Source organism: Actinoplanes sp. CA-142083 (genome assembly GCF_050942195.1).
Lineage (GTDB): Bacteria > Actinomycetota > Actinomycetes > Mycobacteriales > Micromonosporaceae > Actinoplanes.
Genome location: NZ_CP192076.1, coordinates 92,712 through 111,701 on the forward strand (window position 1 = coordinate 92,712; position 18,990 = coordinate 111,701).

An 18,990-nucleotide genomic window follows, 5' to 3' on the forward strand; every position below is an offset into this window, starting at 1 on the left:
ACACCGAGGCATTGACCCCGGTAAGGAACAAGGAGGCCCGGCGATGGGCATCGGCGGAAGTATCTTCCTGCTGGCGGTGGGGGCGATCCTGGCGTTCGCCGTCAACGCGGACATCAGTGGACTCGACATCAACGTCATCGGGTGGATCCTGATGGCTGCCGGTTTGATCGGGCTGATCGTCACGCTGTGGTACTGGAACAGCCGTCGCCGGACCGTGGTGACGCGACAGACCCAGACTCCGGTCGCCGGCCCGAGCTACGCGGCCGAGTATCGCGAGACGCGGCGCGACGACGCGCCGCCGCCCCCGCCCCCCGCTTACTGATCCCCCGAACCCGCGACGCCGACCCGCAGCCGTCCATCCCCCTGGCGGCCCGGGTCGGCGTCGCGCGCTTTCTCAGGACAGGGCGTTGCGGATCGAGGTCGACAGCGGCGTGACCGGGCGGCCGAGCAGCGCCTCGAGGTCGGTGCGCGGCACGTCGAGGGCGCCCTGCGAAGCCGCGCGGTCCGAGTCGGCGAAGATCTCGGCGGCGGCCTCCGGGAGGCCCACCCCGACCAGCAGCTCGACGTACTTCTCCTCGGGCAGGTCGGTGTAGGTGACCGTCCGGCCGGACTGCCGGGAGATCTCGGCGGCGAGCTCCTCCATCGTGAACGGCTCGCCGCCCAGCTCGTACACCTTGCCGGCGTGACCCTCGCCCGCGATGACGGACGCCGCGGCCTCGGCGTAGTCGGCCCGCGGCGACGCGGCGATCCGGCCGTTGCCGGACGCGCCGAACAGGCCGTGCTCCAGCGCCTGCTGGACGTTGTAGTTCTCGATGTACCAGCCGTTGCGCAGGATCGTGTGCGGCAGGCCCGAGTCGGCCAGCAGGCGCTCGGTGAACAGGTGCTCGGCGGCCAGCTTCATGTCGGTGGTGTCAGCCTTGGGTGCGCTGGTGTAGACGACCAGGCCGACGCCGGCGTTTTTGGCCGCGGTAACCACGTTGGTGTGCTGCTGGATGCGCCGGCCCACCTCGCTGCCCGAGATGAACAGCACCTTGCCGGCGCCGCGGAACGCGTCAGTGAGCGCGTCGACGTCGTCGTAGGAGACCTGCTTCACGGTGATCCCGAGGTCGGCGATCTTGTCGACCTGGCGGCCGAGACCGACGATCTCACTGGCCGGCACCCCCTTGGCCAGCAGGGACTCGATGGCGAGGCGGCCGAGGTGCCCGGTGGCGCCGGTGACGACGATGGTCATGGTGTTCTCCCTAATATGGCTGTCAAAGGGAGCCAACGCCGCAGGTCAGAGATCACTTCCCAAAAGATAGTGGGCACCTTGAAGTGCGGTACTTACCCGAGAGATACTGGCGGGATGCTGCCTGATGCCTACGCCGCCGACTGCCCGAGCCGGCAGATCCTCGACCGGATCGGCGACACCTGGAGCGTGCTGGTCGTGGTGATGCTGGCCGACGGCACCCACCGGTACACCGAGCTGGCCAAGCGCATCCAGGGCGTCAGCCCCAAGATGCTCACCCAGACGCTGCGCGGGCTGGAGAGGGACGGGCTGATCACGCGTACGGTTCATCCGGTCGTCCCGCCGCGGGTGGACTACGCGCTCACTTCACTTGGGCAGAGCCTGTACGGGCTGGTCGAGGGATTGGAGAAGTGGGCCGAGACGCACATCGAGGACGTGCAGGCGGCTCGCTCGACCTACGACGCGTACAACGCGAAATAGACCGCTATGTGATGACAGATGGCCGCGACCAGCGTGCAGGCGTGAAAGAACTCGTGGTGCCCGAAGACGCTGGGCCACGGGTTCGGCCGGCGCAGGGCGTAGAAGACCGCACCGACCGTGTAGATCACGCCGCCCAGGATCAGCAGCACCAGGCACGCGACGCCGCCGTGGTGCAGCACATCGGGCAGGATCGCGATCGCGGCCCAGCCCAGCGCCACGTACAGCGGCGCGCCGGCCCATCGCGGCAGATGCGGCCAGATCACCTTGAGTGCCACGCCGCCGATCGCGCCGCCCCAGATCAGGGCCAGCATCAGCGTGGCCTTGCCGGGCGACAGCAACTCCACGCAAAAGGGTGTGTAGGTGCCCGCGATGAAGATGAAGATCATCGAGTGATCCATGCGGCGCATGATCTGGTAGCCGCGTTCGCTCCACACCCGGCGGTGGTAGAGCGCGCTGATCCCGAACAGGCCGCACACGGTGGCGCTGTAGATGACACAGCTCAGAAAGGGGGCGACGCCGGGGCGGCTGAGCGCGATCGAGCTGAGCACGATGCCGCAGACGAGGGCGACGAAGAACGCGTACTGATGGAGGCGGCCGCGCAGACGGGGTTTACCGAGGTCGGCCGGCTTCATCCGGAACGGGGCGGTAGTCGTCACGCCTCCTAGGTTACGGCACCGTAAGTTACTGGCCAGTAGTGAGTCCGCTCACCCCGGTGCGTCCGGCAAGATGATGTTCATGAGGGTAAGGCCCGTCGGTAGCGGCGCGCTGCTTATCGAATGTCGCGACAGTGACGAGGTGGAGGCCTGGCGTGCCGACCTGTGGCGCCGCAGGGAGGCCGGTGAGCTGCGCTTCGTCGACATCGTGCCGGGCGCGACAACGATCCTGCTCGATGGTGTGATTTCCTCGACGGCCGCGCTCCTGGCCGGGCTGCCGCCGCCGCCCGCGCCGTCGGTCGCGGCTGCGTCTTTCGTCGAGATTTCGACCACTTTCGACGGTGAAGATCTTGAAGATGTCGCGGCGCGGTGGAATGTGTCACCGTCGGCGGCTGTGGAACGCCTGGCGTCGACGTCGTTGCAGGTGGCCTTTTGCGGCTTTGCTCCGGGATTTGCCTATATGCGCGGGCTCCCGGACGAATGGTCGGTTCCTCGGCTCGCCGCTCCGCGGCCTCGCGTTCCGGCCGGCTCGGTAGCCCTAGCAGACCACTATGTCGGGATTTATCCGGCGGTTTCGCCGGGCGGGTGGCGGCTGGTGGGTCATACAGATCAAGGGCTTTTCGACGTACGGCGTGAGCACCCGGCCCTGCTCACGCCGGGCACACGCGTGCGCCTGGTGCCGGCATGATCACGGTGATGCGGGCGGGTCCGTTGACCACGGTGCAGGATCTGGGCCGCCCCGGCTATGCGCATCTGGGGGTTCCGCGTTCCGGGGCGCTCGACATGCCGGCGTTGCGGCGGGCCAACGCGCTGGTCGGGAACTCGGTCGAGGCGGCCGTCCTGGAGACGACCCTGATGGGGTGTGCGCTGCGGTTCGAGGTTGCGGCTCGGGTGGCGGTGACCGGGGCCTTCGGGGTGGTGCGGGTCGACAAGCAGCCGGTCTCGACCGCGGCTGCTTTTGAGGTCGCCTTTGCGGTCGCGGCTGGGGCGGTGCTTGATGTCGGGCGGGCTCAGCGTGGGGTGCGGTCCTACGTGGCGGTGGCCGGCGGCATCGACGTCGAGCCGGTGCTGGGGAGTCGCTCGACCGACACGCTGTCGGGGCTGGGCCCGCCTCGGCTCGTCGACGGCATGACCCTTCCCATCGGCCGTGAGTTTGGAGGCTCGGCGGTGCGGCAGGGTCCGCTCGGCGGCGAAGTTGCGGACTCGGCGGCGCGCCCCGGAACGCTCGGCGGCGATTTTGGGGGCCCGGCGTCGCGCCCCGGAACGCTCGGCCGTGATTTTGGGGTCTCGCCTGTGCGCCAGGGTCCGCTCGACGGCGACTTTGGGGGCTCGCCGCCGCGTCACGGCCCGCTCGTCCGCGATTTTGAAGCCTCGGCGGCGCGCCACGGACCGCCCCCGCCCGGTTGGGTGGGGCCCAGTGAAGCAGGGGGGTCTGACAGTTTTTCTTGGCTGTCCACAGGGGGTGGTGAGCTGGTGTTGGGGGTGCGGGGCGGGCCGCGCGACGATTGGTTTGTGACGGGGGAACTGTTCGGGTCGCCGTACACGGTCACGCCTTTGAGCGACCGCGTCGGATGCCGGCTGGCCGGCAGTGCCCTGACCCGCGCCCAGGCCGGCGAATTGCCCTCCGAAGGCGTGGTGCTGGGGGCGGTGCAGGTGCCGGCGGACGGGCAGCCGCTGATCTTTCTGGCGGATCATCCGACGACCGGCGGATACCCGGTGATCGGGGTGGTGGACGACGTGACGCCGCTGGCGCAGGCGCGGCCGGGGACTACGGTGCGGTTCCGTGCGATCGATTGACCTGAACGCGGATCTCGGCGAGGGCTTCGGGCGGTGGACCCTCGGCGACGACGAGGCGCTGCTCGACGTCGTGACCTCGGCGAATGTGGCGTGCGGGTTCCACGCGGGTGACCCGGCCACCATGCATCGGATCTGTCGTGCGGCGGTGGCGCGTGACGTGGCGGTGGGCGCGCAGGTCGGCTATCGCGATCTGGCGGGCTTCGGGCGGCGGCGGATCGACTACGACCTCGACGAGCTTCGTGATGACGTTCTGTACCAAATTGGAGCGTTGGAGGGGTTCTGTCGCGTGGCGGGCGGGCGCGTCGACTATGTGAAGCCGCATGGCGCGCTCTACAACACCGCGGCCGTCGACGAGGGGCAGGCCTCGGCGGTGGTCGCGGCGGTGCGTGCCTACGACTCGGGGATGCCGGTGCTGTGCCAGCCGGGGTCGGTGCTCGCGCGGCTGGCATCGGCGGCGGGGCTGCCGGTGGTGGGGGAAGGGTTTGCCGATCGGGGCTATCGGGCGGACGGGACGCTCGTGCCCCGGTCGGCTTCGGGTGCGGTGATCCACGATCCGGAGGCGGTGGTCGCCCGGGCGGTGCGGATGGCCGTGGAGGGTGTGGTCGAGACCCCCGACGGCGTGGTGGTCAGCTGCGAGGTCGAGTCGATCTGCGTGCACGGGGATACGCCCGGCGCGGTGGAGCTGGCCGGGCGCGTCCGAACCGGCCTCGTGGCCGCCGGCCGAGTGGTGGCGCCGTTCGCCTAGCCCTCGTCCATCCCGCGCAGGATCAACGGCAGGCGGGACGGGCCGTCGGGGGTGACGACGACCGGCACTCCCCAGTCCTGGCGGGTCAGGTGGCAGGCGGGAAACTCCTCGTCGACGTCGCAGGTCGCGGCCTGCGCGATCACTTGCAGGACGCCCTTCGCGACGGCCGGGTTGATCACCAGCGGGCGGGACAGGTCGGTGGTCACGCCGGCGCCCTCGAGCAGGAGCTCCGGCGGTGCGGCCGACACCTCGAGCCGCGTCGACGGGCCGAACTGGGTGTCGAGCTTCTGGCCGGGCGCGGGGCTGAAGATGATGTCCAGCGTCAGCGGGCCGGCGGCGATCTCGGACGGCGGGCGCTCGGTCTTGTGGCGCTCGCCGGTGACGGTCTTGACGATGCCGGGAGCGAGGTGGACCAAGCGGTGGCCGCCGGACTCCACGACGAAGACCTCGCCCGCGGCGGTGACCAGGACGTCGCTGGGCTCGGCGAGACCCGAGTCCACGGTGGACACGGTTTCGGAGACGGGGTCGTAGCGGCGGACCGCGCCGTTGTACGTGTCGGCGACCAGCACCGAGCCGTCGGGCAGGGCCGCGACGCCGAGCGGGTGCTGGAACAGGGCCTCCTTGGCGGGGCCGTCGACGTGGCCGAAATCGAACAGGCCCTGGCCGACGGTGGTGTGCAGCACGCCGGCCTCGATGTAGCGCAGCGCCGACGTCTCGCTGTCGGCGATCCACAGGCGGTCGCCGCCCACCGACAGGCCGGACGGCTGGGCCATCCACACGTCGGGGATCGGGCCGTCGCGCAACGACTCGACGGTGGTGCCGGCGTAGACGCCGACCGTGCCGGCCGTCGGGTCGAACCACCACAGCTCGTGGATGCCGGCCATCGCCACGATGACCTTGTCGTCGTACCAGGCCACGTCCCAGGGTGAGGACAGGTCGGCCTCGAGAGCCGGCTGCGTGCCCTCGACCGCGGCGCGCCACGGCTTGCCGGACCCGGCCACCAAGGTGATCTCGCCGGAGTCGAGCCGGAGACCACGGAGCTGATGATTGACGGTATCGGCAACGACGACATCAAAACCAAGCTTTTCCCGTACGGCCGGGGGCAGCAGAAGCAGGCCCTGCGGCTCGCTGAACGGCGCACCGCGCTCGCCACTCCCGTAGCGGCGCACCAGGGTCTCGCCGTCGGGGGTCAGCTCGACCACCGAATGGCGAGCCGAGTCGGAGACCAGCAGGTTGCCGCCGGGCAGCTCGATCGCCTTGCCGGGGAAGCGCAGCAGGGTGTCGGCGCGGGCGGGCGGGACGTACGGGCCGTCGCCGCGGTGCAGCGTGCCGTCGGCGGAATGCTTCGCGATCAGCTCGTCGACCAGGCGGGACAGGCCCTCGGCGTGACCCTCGCCGGCCATCGAGGCGACCAGGTAACCGGTCGGGTCGATCACCGCGAGCGTCGGCCAGGCCTTCGCCGCGTACTGCTGCCAGAGGTGCATGTCGGCGTCGTCGATGACCGGGTGGTGCACGCCGTACCGCTCGACGGCGGCGGCCAGCGCCTCGTGGTTCTGCTCATGCACGAATTTCGGCGAGTGCACACCGATGATCACGAGGGCGTCGCCGTACTTCTGCTCCAAGGGGCGCAGCTCGTCGAGGACATGTAGGCAATTGATGCAGCCGTACGTCCAGAAGTCGAGCAGCACGACCTTGCCGCGCAGGTCGGCCAGGGTGAGGTCCTTGCCACCGGTGTTCAGCCAACCGTGGCCCCGCAGCTCGGGCGCCCGTACGCGTGCAGTCATCGCACCATCGTGCCGCACATCATGGCCAGCTCCCACCAAGCCGTCCGTGACCTCCGCGACGGAGCGACTATCAAGAGGTCCAACTGTCCTTGATCCATAGTTCGGTCTATTTGATAGTTAGACCGTCAGTGCTAAGCTTCGATGCGTGACTAACTGCGGGATCGGAGGTGTTGACGGTGGCCGACTTGCGCGATGGCAGCGGTGCTGGCCTGCTGGCTTTCTTAGACTGGGCCTCAAAAAAACACGAGATCCGTGCCACTACGGCTCACAATCTCCGTGTGGCGGTCTCGAATGTTCTCCAGGTTGAGGATGACCCATCGACGGTCCAGATCGCAGACCTTGATCTTGATAACCTCTTTCGACGGTTCGAGGTCCGAAGCGGCAGCCGGTACTCGTCCGCGACGATCGCGGCTTACAAATCTCGGTTCCGCACTGCGGTCACGATGTACCAGGCATGGTTGGACCAAGATGCCAGCTGGAATCGGGTTGTGCGCACGCGAAGTACGTCTTCGAACGCGGGGGGGCCACCGAAAAAGCCGGGCAATTCGCCGACAAAGCAGGAGGTCCAACGCTCGACGGGCAACACGATCCCGCCGAATGCGGAGCAAGACCAGGCTGCCGTCGCCCTAGACCGTAGCGCGGAGACCGTCTCGTACACGCTCCCGCTCCGTCCGAACCTACTCGTGAACATGACCTTGCCGATCCGGCTCACGACTGCGGACGCCGACCGTATCGCTGCGTTCGTGAAAAGTCTTGCCTTCGACGAGGCCGTGTCTTCCTCGCCGGATCTACCGATGAGGCCGAGCGAGAGCTTGGAGCCCGATGGCTGAATAGCAAGCGGCGACCAGCTCGAAGTAGGTCTGTCGGGACCGCTGGTCGCCACCGGGCCTTACACCAATGAATCTTCCCGGATCCGCAGTGGTGTATGTGGCTCGCAGGGATAACAGTATCCCAGTTGACTCAGAATATTGAAGTCAACGGCGTGGACGTCGCCGCCGCCGGCACGGCGCGACGGACCATGCCCAATTAGTCGCAGCGTGCTCGGACCGTCACTCGACAACATTGTGGAGGGATCGCAGTTGTACTCAGAACCGGCAGAAGTCGAGCAGCGCGACCCTTGCCGCGCAGGCTGGCCAGGTGGAATTCTCGCCACCGGAGTTCAGCCAACCGTGGCCCCGCAGCGCGGGCGCCCGTAGCAGGACCAGCCCAGATGCCATTGCTGCGCAAGCAGAATCACCAGCCCCACGGTAAGCGACCACGCACGTGCAGTTATCGCACCATCGTGCCGCACCCGGAGGCCGGGGCGACGCGATGGTGGTCAGGATGACATCAGCTGTGTGGCTTGAGGCAGAGCACCTGGTTCTGGCCGTTGTCGGTCGGGTTCACGACGTACGGCTGCTTCGGGTCCTCGCACTTGGAAACGTCGCTGACGATCGACACGACCTGGAACGACTGGGCGTCGCCGCAGTCGGCCTTCACCGCGGCGTCGCCGTCGCGCTTCACGCACTCGCCGGCGCTCACGCTGATCGCCTTGCTCTTGTCGCCGGCGACCAGGTAGACCACGCCGAGCGCGAGACCGAGCAGCAACACCGCGCCGATCACGACCGCGATCAGGATCGGGAACATCCGGACCCGCGGCGTCTCCGGCTTGGCCGGCGCCTCGGCTTCCGGCTTGAACTGGTCGAACCGGCCCTGCCCGGCCGGGCCCGGCCAGTTGGTGGTGTCGTCCGGCCCCGGCGGGGTCACCGTGGCACGGCTGATCGCGTCCGAGATCTCCGGCGAGCCGGCGCCCGGCGGCGGGAACTGCGGCGGGGAGTAAGGATTCTCCCGGCCTGCGATGTCGGTGGTGTGCTCGCTGTACTGCTCGGGCGCGTAGGGGTTCGGCGGCGGGTTGCCGAAGTCGCCGAACTGCGGCTGGGGCGCGCCCGGGTTGGTGAAGTCACCGAACGGCTGCTGCTGCGGGTCGTTGAAGGGCGACTGCTGCGGCGCCGGGTTGGTGAAATCACCGAACGGCGGCAGGTTGCGCGGCTGCTCGGTCCCGCCGAACGGCGGCTGCTCGGCCGGGGCGCCGGGGCTGATGAAGTCGGCGAACGGCGGGTTCGCGGAACTAGCCGGGTTTGCCGGATTCATTGGGTTTGCCGGGTTCGCCGGCGGCGCGGGCGGGGCGACACGGGCGCTCGCCGAGGCCCGGGCGGTGGCGCGCGCCGGCGACTGCGGGGCGATGCCCGGAGCGCCCGGCTCGCCGCCGGGTCCGTTGTGGTCACCAGAGGTTTGCGGGTACGCGGGTGAGCCGAACCCGCCGGGCGCCGGTGACGCGGGCAGGTCGCCGGAGGGCTGGTCGTCCTCGGGCTCGGCCGGAGCCGCGGGACGGCCGTAGACACGGGCCTGCGGAGCGGCGGCCGGCGGCGGAAGCTCGCCAGGGTCGACGGGCGCCACCCGGCTGGCCGAGGGCACTGAGGCGCTCGCGGTGACCGGGCGGGCCGAGCCGACGGCGCCCTGGTGCTCGGCGGGGTCGCGCGGAGCCGGGACCGAGCCGTTGCGGCTCTCGGCCACGACCGGAGCACCGGCGGCGGAACCGAGCGCGGCCCCGGGCACCCGCTGGGGGTATCCGCCGCTGCCGCTGCCCCGGTCGGGGTCGGCCGGGGAGTCGGGGCGGCGGTAGAGCGCGTGGTCGTCCTGGCCGCCGTCGGAGGGCGAGCCGAACTGGTCGCCGCCGGCCGCGAACGGCTCGTTTCCGAAGGCCGTGGGGGTGCCGGAGGCTGGGCGCTCACCGTAGGGCGAGGCTGAACGACCGCCGGGACGCTCACCGAAGGGCGAGGCGGACCAGTCGTCGGGACGCTCACCGAAAGGCGAGGCGGACCGGTCGTCGGGGCGCTCACCGAAAGGTGATGCCGAGCGGTCGTCAGGGCGCTCACCGTAGGGCGAGGACGGGCGGTCGTCGGGGCGCTCACCGAAGGGGGAGGCTGAGCGGTCGTCGGGACGCTCACCGAACGGGGAAGCGGACCGGTCACCGTAGGTGGCGGGCGCGCCGGACGCCGGGCGGTCGCCGAACGGGGCGGGAGCGCCCGATGCCGGGCGGTCGCCGAAGGAGGTGGGTGCGCCGGACGCGGGGCGGTCACCGAAGGACGTGGGTGCGCCGGACGCGGGGCGGTCACCGAAGGACGTGGGTGCGCCGGACGCGGGGCGGTCACCGAAGGACGTGGGTGCGCCGGACGCGGGGCGGTCACCGTAAGGGCCGGAGGCAGGGCGGTCACCGTAGGCGCCGGAAGCCGGGCGGTCTCCGAACGCTGCGGCCGCGCCGGAAGCCGGGCGATTGCCGAAGGCTGCGGCGGCACCAGATGCGGGGCCGCCGGATGCGGGGGCGCCGGAGGCCGGGCGCTCGCCGAAAGAGGCGGGCTCGGCCGAGGAGGGGCGCTCGCCGAAAGAGGCGGGCTCCGCCGAGGAGGGGCGCTCGCCGAACGGCGACGCGGAGCGGGCGGCGTAGGGCGAAGCTTCGTCGCCGAACGGGGCCTGTGGCTGTGCGGTGCCGAACGCGCCCGAGTCGGGCTCGGCGGCGCGGGTGAACGGGGTGGCCTCGGGCTCGCCGAACGACGGGGCGGGCCTCGCCGAGCCGTAGGTGCCGGCCACGGGGGAGGCCGGGCGGGCAGAGCCGTAGGGCTTGTCGTCGGCCGACGGGCTCGCGGCGCCGAAGGAAGTCTGGTCGCCGGCCTCGCCGAAGGGGACGGGGCGGGCGGAGCCGTAAGACGGCGCTTCAGCTGGCTGGTCGCTGGCCTGGCCGAACGGCGCGGGGCGGGCGGAGCCGTAGGACGGCGCTTCGGCTGGCTGGTTGTCGGCCTGGCCGAACGGCGCGGAACGGGCCGAGCCGTAAGAGGGCGCTTCGGCCGGCTGGTCGCTGGCCTGGCCGAACGGCGCGGGCCGGGCCGAGCCGTAGGACGGTGCCTCGGCCGGCTGGTCGCCAGGGGCGGTGCGGCCGAACGGGTCGGGCAGGCCACCGGAGGCGGGCAGGCCGGATGATCCGGGCAGGCTGGACGACCCGGGCAGGCCGGATGACCCGGGCAGGCCGGATGACCCGGGCAGGCCGGATGACCCGGGCAGGCCGGACTCGCCGGGGCGGGTGGTGGGTGGCTGCTGGTCGGCGCCGGGGCGGCGGCCGAAGGGGTCGGACAGTTGCTCGTCCTTTGACGTGAGACCGGGGGCCGGCGGGCCGAACGCGCTGAACGAACCGTCGGGCTCGCCCGCGGTGGGCGGCGGACCGAACGGTGCCTGCTGGCTGCGGATCGGCAGGTCGGTGACGGGGGGTGGGGGCTGGGCGGCCGGCGGTTCCGACGTGGGCTCGGCCGATGGGGCCGGCGGGATCGTCGAGGCGCCGCGGAGCGGGAAGCCGCCGCTCTCGCCCCGGCGGGTCGGGAAGGTGGCGCTGCCGCCGCCGCGCAGGGGGAAGCCGCCATCGCCTGAGCGTCCATCGTCGGGCGCGGAGCCGAGGCCGGGCGTCGAGCCGGGGAGGCCGGAAGCGGGGGCGAAGCTGGAAGATGCAGGGCCGGAGCCCGGCAGGCCGGAGGATGCAGGGCCGGAGCCCGGCAGGCCGGAGGAGGCAGGGCCAGAGCCCGGCAGGACGGACGAAGCGGGGCCGGAAGTGGCGGGGGTGGCGCTGCCGCGCACGGGGAAGCCGCCGCTCGGGGTGCGCGCCGACGGTGGGGCGTCGGGCAGGTCGCCGAGGGTGGCGCCGGGCACGCGGACGCGCTGGGCGCCGAAGGCGGAGATGCCGGGCGGGCGGCCGGTGGCCGGGTCTACGTCAGGTGCCGCGGGCTGGTCGGGGAGTGTGCCGCGGCCGGGCGAGCCGGCCGCGAAGCCGTCGAACTCGCCGATCGTGCCGGGGTCGACCGAAGCGGGGGTGCGCTGGGGCAGCGGGATGGCGCTGTCGCCCTCGGCCTGCTGGGGCGCCCACGCCGAGCGCGGTGGCTCGGGGGCATTGCCGGAGGCCGGGACGAACGACGAACCCGACGAAGCGGGCGGCTGGCCGAACGAGGATTCCGCAGCGGCGGGCTGCTGGCCGAACGAGGAGCCGGGCGTGGCGGGCGGCTGAGCGAATGAAGAGCCGGAGGCGGAGCCCGCAGCGGCGGGTGGCTGCTCGAAGGGGGAGGAAGCGGCGGGCGGCGTCGCGGCGCCGTAGGAAGACGCGGCCGCGCCGGGGGAAACCGAGCCGTACGGCGAGGCGGCGCCCCGCTGCGGCAGTGACGTGTCGCCCTCGGGCGCGGGGATGCGGGCCGAACCGTAGGACGTGCCGCTCGGGGTGGCGGGCCGGGCCACGTCGGACCCGGAGCCGAAGGTGCGGACCGCGGGGACCACGAACGGCGAGCCGCCGTTCGGCGTGGCCTGCGGAGGCGGAGCATACGAGCTGGGGAAACCCTCGGTGGGCGGCGGCGCCGAGACCCGACCGGCGGCTCGGCGGCCGTCGGCGTCCGGCGGGAAGTCGTCCGACGTGTGGCCGCCCGACGTGGTTTCGGCCGGTTGCGTACCGGCGTACTGCCCCTCGGACGTCATGAGCGCCTCCTCGTCAATGCGGCCGTGCCAGCTTTGCACGGACGCGACTCACCGGCGAATCGCACCGGAGCGCCGTGCCCAGCTCTGAGGCCAGGCCGTGCGGGACCCGCCGGCGCGGGGCGCGCCTTGAGGCCCCGGTTTCCGTGCCGACCGGCCGAGCCGGCGTGGGAACCGTGCCCAACCGTACCGGGCCGGGGCGGCGTGAGGAATCCCGGTGTACGCCCGGAAGGGGACGCTGCGCTGATCTTTAAGGGAGACTTCAGACAAGAAGGAGCCCGCCCGGAGGACTCCGGACGGGCTCTTTGTGACGCTGCTATCAGAAGGTCTTGCGCTGGGCGAAGATGGCGATCTCGTCGCGCATGGCCTGGGTCGGCGCGGACTTCCACGCCCGGTCGATGGCACGGTTCTCGCGGTTGATCATCCGGCGCTGACGGACGCGGTCGACGATGCTCATGGTGCTGGTCACTTCCCCTTCGGCCCTCGTGAGGCCAAACGTTTCGATGCTCTGTTCGAGGCAAGTCCATTGTGACTCGCCCCGAACCGAGCTGCCAACGATTTAGGGGGTGATCGTGAGCACGTGCCTAACGATCGAAGGTCGAAATAATTGCTTGCCTAAGTTTCGATCGTGTGCCTACGTCCACGAGAGTAGCGCCGCCTCCGGGTCGGTCAGGAACTCGCCGATGTCCCGCAGGAACTTCGAGCCCAGCTCGCCATCGATGATCCGGTGGTCGAACGAGAGCCCCAGTGTGGTCACCTGACGGATCTTGATCTTGTCTTTGTGCACCCAGGGCGTGGGCTTGACCGCGCCGAACGCCAGGATGGCCGACTCGCCCGGCGGCAGGATCGGGGTGCCGGTGTCGACCCCGAACACGCCGACGTTGGTGATCGAGAGAGTGCCGCCGGCCATGTCGGCGGGCGGCGTCTTACCCGACTTCGCCACCTGGACGAGTGTGTTCAGCGCCTCGGCCAGCTCCCGCAGCGTGAGACGCCCGGCGTCCTTGATGTTGGGAACGATGAGACCCCGCTCGGTCGCCGCGGCGATGCCGAGGTTCACGTACTCCTTCACCACGATCTCGCCGGTCTCGCCCGCCCAGCTCGAGTTGACCATCGGGTGGCGCTTGACCGCGAGCAGCACAGCCTTGGCCACCAGCAGCAGCGGCGAGATCCGCACGTCGCGGAAGTCGCGGCTCGCCTTGATCTTCTCGAGCGCCTTCATCGTGCGGGTGACGTCGACCGTGAGGAACTCGGTGACGTGCGGCGCGGTGAAGGCGGAAGCGACCATGTTTTCCGCGGTCAGCTTGCGGACGCCCTTGATCGGGATCCGCTGCTCGCGAGAAGCGTCAAAAGGAGCCGCGGTGGCCGCCGGGGCAGGCGCCGCGGCCTGGTGTACGTCGTCCCGAGTGACCGAACCCATCGGCCCGGTCCCCGCGAGCGAGGTCAGGTCGACGCCCAGATCCCGTGCCAACTTCCGGACCGGGGGCTTCGCCAGAGCCCTGGCGGCCGGCGCGGGAACATTCGAGGGCTGCTCCGCGGGTGCTTCCGCGAGTGTGGCAGCCGCCGCAGGCGGGGTGCTGCCGTTGCTTGCGGTTGTCGACGGTGCTGGAGCCGTACCGGATCGGGGTCTGCGTTTTGCCGTTGTGTTTCTCGGGCCGTAACCCACCAGGACGGCCGTGCGTCCGCCCGGAGCTGGACCACCGATGAGGCCAGGCTCGACCGCTCCTTCGGCCGGCGCGATCTCGACGGCCGCCAGCGACTCGGCGGAGGGCTCGGGAAGGTCTCCGGCACCCGGCTGCGTGTCGATGGCGACGATGGGCGCGCCCACCTCGACCGTCGTGCCCGCCTCGTGGAAGATCTTGGTCACGACGCCGGCCCATTTCGCCGGGATCTCCACGGCCGCCTTCGCCGTCTCGACCTCGACGATCGGCTGGTTGAGCTCGATCGTGTCGCCCACCTTGACCAGCCAGGAGAGGATCTCTCCCTCGGTCAGGCCCTCGCCGAGGTCGGGCAGCGTGAACTCCTTGATCCGCGGCATCGGCGTCACCAGCCGAACGAGCGGTCGACGGCGTCCAGCACCCGGTCGAGATCGGGGAGGTAGTCCTCCTCGACCCGGGCGGCCGGGTAGGGAACGTCGTAGCCGGTCACGCGGAGCACCGGCGCCTCCAGGGAGTAGAAGCACTCCTCGGTGATCCGGGCCGCGAGCTCGGCGCCCAGGCCCAGGTTGCCCGGCGCCTCGTGCACGACGACGGCGCGGCCGGTGCGCTTCACCGACTCGTAGACCGTGCCCATGTCCAGCGGGGAGAGCGAGCGCAGGTCGATGACCTCGAGGTTGCGCCCGTCCTCGGCGGCCGCGATGGCCGCGTCGAGGCAGGTGCGCACCATCGGGCCGTACGCCAGCACGGTCACGTCGTCGCCCGGCTTGGCGACCCGGGCCGTGTGCAGCGGGAAGGCTTTTTCGAGCGGGGCCGCGAGGTCGACCTCGCCCTTCTCCCAGTAGCGGCGCTTGGGCTCGAAGAACACGATCGGGTCGTCCGAGGCGATCGCCTGGCGGATCATCGTGTACGCGTCGGCGGGGTTGGCGCAGCTCACGACCTTGAGACCCGGAATGTGGGCGAACAGCGCCTCGGGCGACTCGGAGTGGTGCTCGACCGCGCCGATGCCGCCGCCGAACGGGATGCGGATGACGATCGGCAGCCGCACGTTGCCGAGCGAGCGGTAGAACATCTTCGCCACCTGGGCGACGATCTGGTTGAACGCCGGGAAGACGAAGCCGTCGAACTGGATCTCGCAGACCGGCCGGTAGCCCCGGATGGCCAGGCCGATCGCGGTGCCGACGATGCCCGACTCGGCGAGCGGGGTGTCGATGACCCGGTCCTCGCCGAAGTCCTTCTGCAGGCCGTCGGTGATGCGGAAGACGCCGCCGAGCTTGCCGACGTCCTCGCCCATGATGATGACCTTGGGGTCGTCCTCGAGGGCTTTGCGCAGGCCGTGGTTGAGGGCCTTGCCAAGGGTGATCGTCTCGCTCATCAGTGGGCGCTCCCCTCGAACGACGCGTGGTACCGCTCGAACTCCGCCTTCTGGGCGTCGACCTCGGGCGAACCGTGCGGGTAGACGTTGTCGAACAGGGTCACCGGCTGCGGGTCGGGCATGGCCAGCACCCGCTCGCGCAGGTCGAGCGCGAGCTTCTTGGCGGCCTCGTCGACGTCGCCGAAGAAGTCGTCGTCGGCGATCCGCTGCTTGGTGAGGAACGCCTTCACCCGGGCGATCGGGTCCTTGGCCTTCCACGACTCGACCTCGCTGGCGATGCGGTAGCGGGTCGGGTCGTCGGAGCTGGTGTGCGCGCCCATCCGGTAGGTGTACGCCTCGATCAGGGTCGGGCCCTGCCCGTTGCGGGCCTGGTCGAGGGCGGCCCGGGTGACCGCGAAGGTGGCCAGCACGTCGTTGCCGTCGATCCGCACGCCGGGGAAGCCGTAGCCGAGCGCCCGGCGGTACAGCGGGATGCGGGTCTGCCGCTCGAGCGGCTCGCTGATCGCGTACTGGTTGTTCTGGCAGAAGAACACGATCGGGGCGTGGAACACGCCGGACCAGACGAACGCCTCGTTGACGTCGCCCTGGCTGGTCGCGCCGTCGCCGAAGTAGGCGATGACGGCCTCGCCGTCGGCGTTGCCGGTCTTGCCGTCCATGGTGATGCCCATGGCGTAGCCGGTGGCGTGCAGCGTCTGCGCGCCGATCACGATCGTGTAGGTGTTGAACTTGAACTCGTTGGGGTCCCAACCGCCCTGGTCGACGCCGCGGAACAGGCCGAACGGCATGATCGGGTCGATCCCGCGGGTGTAGAGCACGCCGTGCTCGCGGTAGGTGGGGAACGCCATGTCCTGCGGGCGCATCGCGCGGCCCGAGCCGACCTGCGCCGCCTCCTGGCCGAGCAGGCTGGCCCAGATGCCCAGCTCGCCCTGGCGCTGCAGGGCGGTCGCCTCGGCGTCCAGCCGCCGGACCGTCACCAGGTCGCGGTAGAGCTCTCGGTATTCGTCGTCGGTGAAGTCGACGGTGTACGTCGTGCCGTCCGCCGTGGTGACGCTGTCGACGCGTTCCCCGTCGGGGGTGAGCAGTTGGACGAAGCCGCCCGCCGGAGCGTCGGCTCCGGGTTCGCGATCGCCGTTCGCCATCCGTGTCTCCCTGTTCATCTCTGCGCCCGCAGCGGGTGTTGCCCGTCCGCGCGGCGAACCGCTGGGTCGCCGCGCCTGACCTTGGTGAGGTTGCCGCGCGACGGTACGGCGCGGGCCGGGGCCCCGCCGGGGAGTGACGGCGCCCACCGCCCCGGAAGATCGGCAGCGGTGCCGTCGCCTTCATCCTGACAGAGAACGTGAGCCCCGTTACAGGTCGGGTCGATCACAGTCGGGAAATTCCCCCGTCACATCGGTGCCCTTATTTGTCCTAATAAGCGGTTTTCGTACGGTCACTACCGTACGAATGGACCATATGTCCCGCAGCCCCGGGTGGCATCCGTCGTTCGACCTTCTGACCGAGACCGATCCATGTTGATCATTTTCGTAGGAGGGGACCGTCCGTGCCAGACGAGGACCTCGTGCCGCCCCTCAAGGTCATGCGGAAGCGGCTGAACGGGGTGTACCGGGCCGATACCGGATTCTCCGGACCGACCCGGCGGTATGTGCTGATCGTGGCGTTGCTGGTGGGGCTGGCGTCGGCGCCCACGCTCGCGGCGATCACCGCCGGGTCCAGCGAGCTCGCGGATGGCGGCACCGACACCATGGACGTCCCGTTCCTGCCGCCGGCGTTGCCCGGGCCCGTGCATCCCGACTCCCGGGTGGGTGCTTCGCCGCCCTTGCTGCCGCCCGGCGTCGCCGGGACGGCGCTGCGGGCGGGCCGGCTTCTGGGCGAGGCGGGCAAGCGCCGGGTTTCTTCATATCCGTACGGCGGGAAGCACGCGGCCCGCGGCGGCGGCTCGGCAAAAAAGTCCGGTTCTGACAAGTCTTCGAGGCCGCACCGATCGAGCGCGGCCGCCTTCCCGGCGCTGCCCGGAATGCCCGCTCTTCCGAACCTGCCGTCGGTACCTGAGGGGTCCGCCCGGCCTGCCCGGCCCGCTTCTTCCGCCCTCGATCCGGTGGACTTTGCCGAGGGCGGCGACGTCATCAACGATTTATCGGATATTCCGGATAGCGGCGACTTATCGCCGCAGCACCACCAGCGCCGATGCGCCCGTTCCACCGACAAAGACCGGTCGCCCGACCGGTCCGAGCACAGCCGGAGGTCACCCGTGGCCGAACGTCCGCAGAACATCCGAGCGTCCCGCATCCTCGAGCGCAGCTACCCGGCGGGCAGCCTCAACACCCGCCACCTGATCCCCGAGGCGCGCACCGAGGAGAACCAGATCGACCGCCCGTACCGCGGCAGCCACCGGGCCGGCAGCCTGCACCACGCCGACGACACCCCGGCCCAGCGCCGCAGCTCCCGGGTGGGCCGCCACCACGCCGAGCCCACCGAGGACGTCACCGGCCGCTGGTGACCCCTGGCTATTCGTCGAGGCGGTGGCGGTTGGCGTCCAGCCAGGCGTCGATGGCCTCGTGGTCGTCGGGGTCGACGCCCTCGGAGATCAGCTGGGCCACGGCGGCCGTGGCGGGGCTGCGGCGCTCGCCGGTCGCGTAGAGGCGGGCGAACTCGGGGATCATCTCCTCGACCAGCTCGTCGGTCTGGATGGTGGCCGCCTCGGGCAGGCCCCGCCGGCGCGTGGAGTAGGCCGACCAGGCGCGGGTCACCTTGGGGAGCATGGCGGCGTCGTCCATGTCCAGGACCGCGCGGCGGTGCACCCAGTCGAGCAGGAACAGGCCGGCCACGGCGGGGCTCCAGCGCAGCGGGTCGGCGCCGGGCAGGGTGGCGGCGTGGTCCAGCAGGAGGCTCACGCAGAAGTGCAAGGACGCCAGCTCGTCGTCGGCGCTCACCTTGTCGAGGCCGAACTCGGCGGCCTCGGGGCCGGCCAGGAAGTCGCGGGCCAGCTCGGTGTGGCTCGGGTGGGGCGGCTCGGCCAGCGGCGGCGTGCTGGCGCTGGGCAGCAGCGCCAGGCGGGCGGCGGCCAGGGCGCGGTCGGTGGCCAGCGAGCCGTCGGCGGGCAGGGCGCCCAGGCCGTCGGTGATTGCCAGGTGGCGGTCGACCTCGTCGCGGACCCGGCCGGGATCTTCCTCGCGGAACCAGGTCAGCTCGTCCTCGGCGCACATCTCGCGCACCTGCTGGAGGATGCGCTCGGCCGAGGAGCCGACGAAAACGTCCTTGGTGATGCCGATGTTGTGGTCGACCAGGGCGACGACCGCGTGCTCGGGGCCGCCGTCCTCGTTCTCGTAGGCGAAGGTGACCAGATAGGACGTCTGGTCGCCGTAGACGTCGCCGTACGCGTAGCAGCCGGTGGGGCGTACGCGACCCAGCTCGGCCGCCCACGACGGCGCCTGCGCTCCCCGCCTGACCTCGGCCGCGCCGGCGGCGTCGGGCACCAGCGCCGCGAACACCTCGCGGATGGTGGTGGCGGCGGCCGTGCGGCGCCGGGTGGTCGCGGAGAGGAACTCGCCGACGAAGTCGCGCACCGCCGCGGCCCGGTCAGCCTCGGCGATCGAGTAGACGCTGCCGAGCAGGGCGGTGCCCAGCATTTCGGCGTCCAGCGCGCAGTCGAGCTTCGCCACGTCACGGGCCGCGTGCAGGACCGCCTCGAACGGGGTCGATGATGGCGACATATCGCGAGCGTACCGGTCCTCGAACGCG

16 protein-coding genes are annotated in these 18,990 nt (G+C 70.9%); 7 read left to right on the forward strand and 9 right to left on the reverse strand.

Features of this window, described 5'->3' with window-relative positions; translation table 11 throughout:
• Positions 1-43 precede the first annotated feature (43 nt).
• Entirely contained in the window at positions 44-322 is a 279-nt protein-coding gene (locus ACQPZX_RS00470; protein WP_433372774.1) for a DUF6458 family protein, read from the forward strand.
• A gap of 72 nt (positions 323-394) precedes the next feature.
• Here ACQPZX_RS00470 and ACQPZX_RS00475 read toward each other — a convergent pair whose 3' ends face one another.
• The gene (locus ACQPZX_RS00475) at positions 395-1,231 is read right to left on the reverse strand and encodes an SDR family oxidoreductase (protein ID WP_433372777.1); all 837 of its coding nucleotides are present in this window, start codon (positions 1,229-1,231) and stop codon (positions 395-397) included.
• A gap of 114 nt (positions 1,232-1,345) precedes the next feature.
• On the opposite strand from ACQPZX_RS00475, the gene ACQPZX_RS00480 reads away from it, so the two are divergent.
• A complete protein-coding gene (locus tag ACQPZX_RS00480; protein WP_433372781.1) occupies positions 1,346-1,708 on the forward strand; it encodes a winged helix-turn-helix transcriptional regulator in 363 nt (120 codons plus the stop codon).
• Here the strand turns inward: ACQPZX_RS00480 and trhA are convergent.
• A complete protein-coding gene (trhA, locus tag ACQPZX_RS00485; RefSeq protein WP_433372784.1) occupies positions 1,684-2,364 on the reverse strand; it encodes a PAQR family membrane homeostasis protein TrhA in 681 nt (226 codons plus the stop codon). The two genes, ACQPZX_RS00480 and trhA, sit on opposite strands and share 25 nt — an antisense overlap.
• 79 nt (positions 2,365-2,443) lie before the next feature.
• On the opposite strand from trhA, the gene ACQPZX_RS00490 reads away from it, so the two are divergent.
• Genes ACQPZX_RS00490 through ACQPZX_RS00500 form a run of 3 tightly spaced genes read left to right on the forward strand, consistent with a single transcriptional unit; the run spans position 2,444 to position 4,903 of the window.
• Complete coding sequence (locus tag ACQPZX_RS00490) at positions 2,444-3,049, forward strand: 5-oxoprolinase subunit B family protein (RefSeq protein WP_433372787.1); 606 nt, start codon at positions 2,444-2,446, stop codon at positions 3,047-3,049.
• Complete coding sequence (locus ACQPZX_RS00495) at positions 3,046-4,158, forward strand: biotin-dependent carboxyltransferase family protein (RefSeq protein WP_433372790.1); 1,113 nt, start codon at positions 3,046-3,048, stop codon at positions 4,156-4,158. The genes ACQPZX_RS00490 and ACQPZX_RS00495 overlap by 4 nt, the downstream gene beginning before the upstream one ends.
• Positions 4,154-4,903 carry a LamB/YcsF family protein gene (locus ACQPZX_RS00500; RefSeq protein ID WP_433386050.1) on the forward strand — a complete coding sequence of 250 codons (750 nt, stop codon included), beginning with the start codon at positions 4,154-4,156 and terminating at the stop codon, positions 4,901-4,903. The genes ACQPZX_RS00495 and ACQPZX_RS00500 overlap by 5 nt, the downstream gene beginning before the upstream one ends.
• On the opposite strand, the gene ACQPZX_RS00505 is transcribed toward ACQPZX_RS00500, so the two are convergent.
• Complete coding sequence (locus tag ACQPZX_RS00505; protein WP_433372793.1) at positions 4,900-6,687, reverse strand: NHL domain-containing thioredoxin family protein; 1,788 nt, start codon at positions 6,685-6,687, stop codon at positions 4,900-4,902. The two genes, ACQPZX_RS00500 and ACQPZX_RS00505, sit on opposite strands and share 4 nt — an antisense overlap.
• A 176-nt stretch (positions 6,688-6,863) precedes the next feature.
• On the opposite strand from ACQPZX_RS00505, the gene ACQPZX_RS00510 reads away from it, so the two are divergent.
• Positions 6,864-7,517, forward strand: coding sequence for a hypothetical protein (locus tag ACQPZX_RS00510; RefSeq protein WP_433372796.1), 654 nt, complete (start codon positions 6,864-6,866; stop codon positions 7,515-7,517).
• Between the two features lie 499 nt (positions 7,518-8,016).
• On the opposite strand, the gene ACQPZX_RS00515 is transcribed toward ACQPZX_RS00510, so the two are convergent.
• The 5 genes from ACQPZX_RS00515 to pdhA all read right to left on the reverse strand — a co-directional run bounded on the left by ACQPZX_RS00515 (position 8,017) and on the right by pdhA (position 16,391).
• A complete protein-coding gene (locus ACQPZX_RS00515) occupies positions 8,017-12,228 on the reverse strand; it encodes a hypothetical protein (RefSeq protein WP_433372799.1) in 4,212 nt (1,403 codons plus the stop codon).
• Between the two features lie 316 nt (positions 12,229-12,544).
• The gene (locus tag ACQPZX_RS00520) at positions 12,545-12,694 is read right to left on the reverse strand and encodes a hypothetical protein (protein WP_433372802.1); all 150 of its coding nucleotides are present in this window, start codon (positions 12,692-12,694) and stop codon (positions 12,545-12,547) included.
• 165 nt (positions 12,695-12,859) lie between these two features.
• Positions 12,860-14,260, reverse strand: a complete 1,401-nt coding sequence (locus tag ACQPZX_RS00525; RefSeq protein ID WP_433372804.1) for a dihydrolipoamide acetyltransferase family protein — start codon at positions 14,258-14,260, stop codon at positions 12,860-12,862.
• A gap of 5 nt (positions 14,261-14,265) precedes the next feature.
• Positions 14,266-15,255, reverse strand: coding sequence for an alpha-ketoacid dehydrogenase subunit beta (locus ACQPZX_RS00530; protein WP_433386053.1), 990 nt, complete (start codon positions 15,253-15,255; stop codon positions 14,266-14,268).
• Positions 15,252-16,391, reverse strand: coding sequence for a pyruvate dehydrogenase (acetyl-transferring) E1 component subunit alpha (pdhA, locus tag ACQPZX_RS00535; protein WP_433372807.1), 1,140 nt, complete (start codon positions 16,389-16,391; stop codon positions 15,252-15,254). The genes ACQPZX_RS00530 and pdhA overlap by 4 nt, the downstream gene beginning before the upstream one ends.
• A gap of 401 nt (positions 16,392-16,792) precedes the next feature.
• Here pdhA and ACQPZX_RS00540 point away from each other — a divergent pair, with 401 nt between their 5' ends.
• Positions 16,793-17,749, forward strand: a complete 957-nt coding sequence (locus ACQPZX_RS00540) for a hypothetical protein (protein ID WP_433372810.1) — start codon at positions 16,793-16,795, stop codon at positions 17,747-17,749.
• A gap of 7 nt (positions 17,750-17,756) precedes the next feature.
• Here the strand turns inward: ACQPZX_RS00540 and ACQPZX_RS00545 are convergent, their stop codons facing one another.
• Positions 17,757-18,962 (reverse strand): hypothetical protein, encoded by a 1,206-nt coding sequence (locus tag ACQPZX_RS00545; protein WP_433372813.1) that lies wholly within the window; start codon positions 18,960-18,962, stop codon positions 17,757-17,759.
• Between the last annotated feature and the right edge of the window lie 28 nt (positions 18,963-18,990).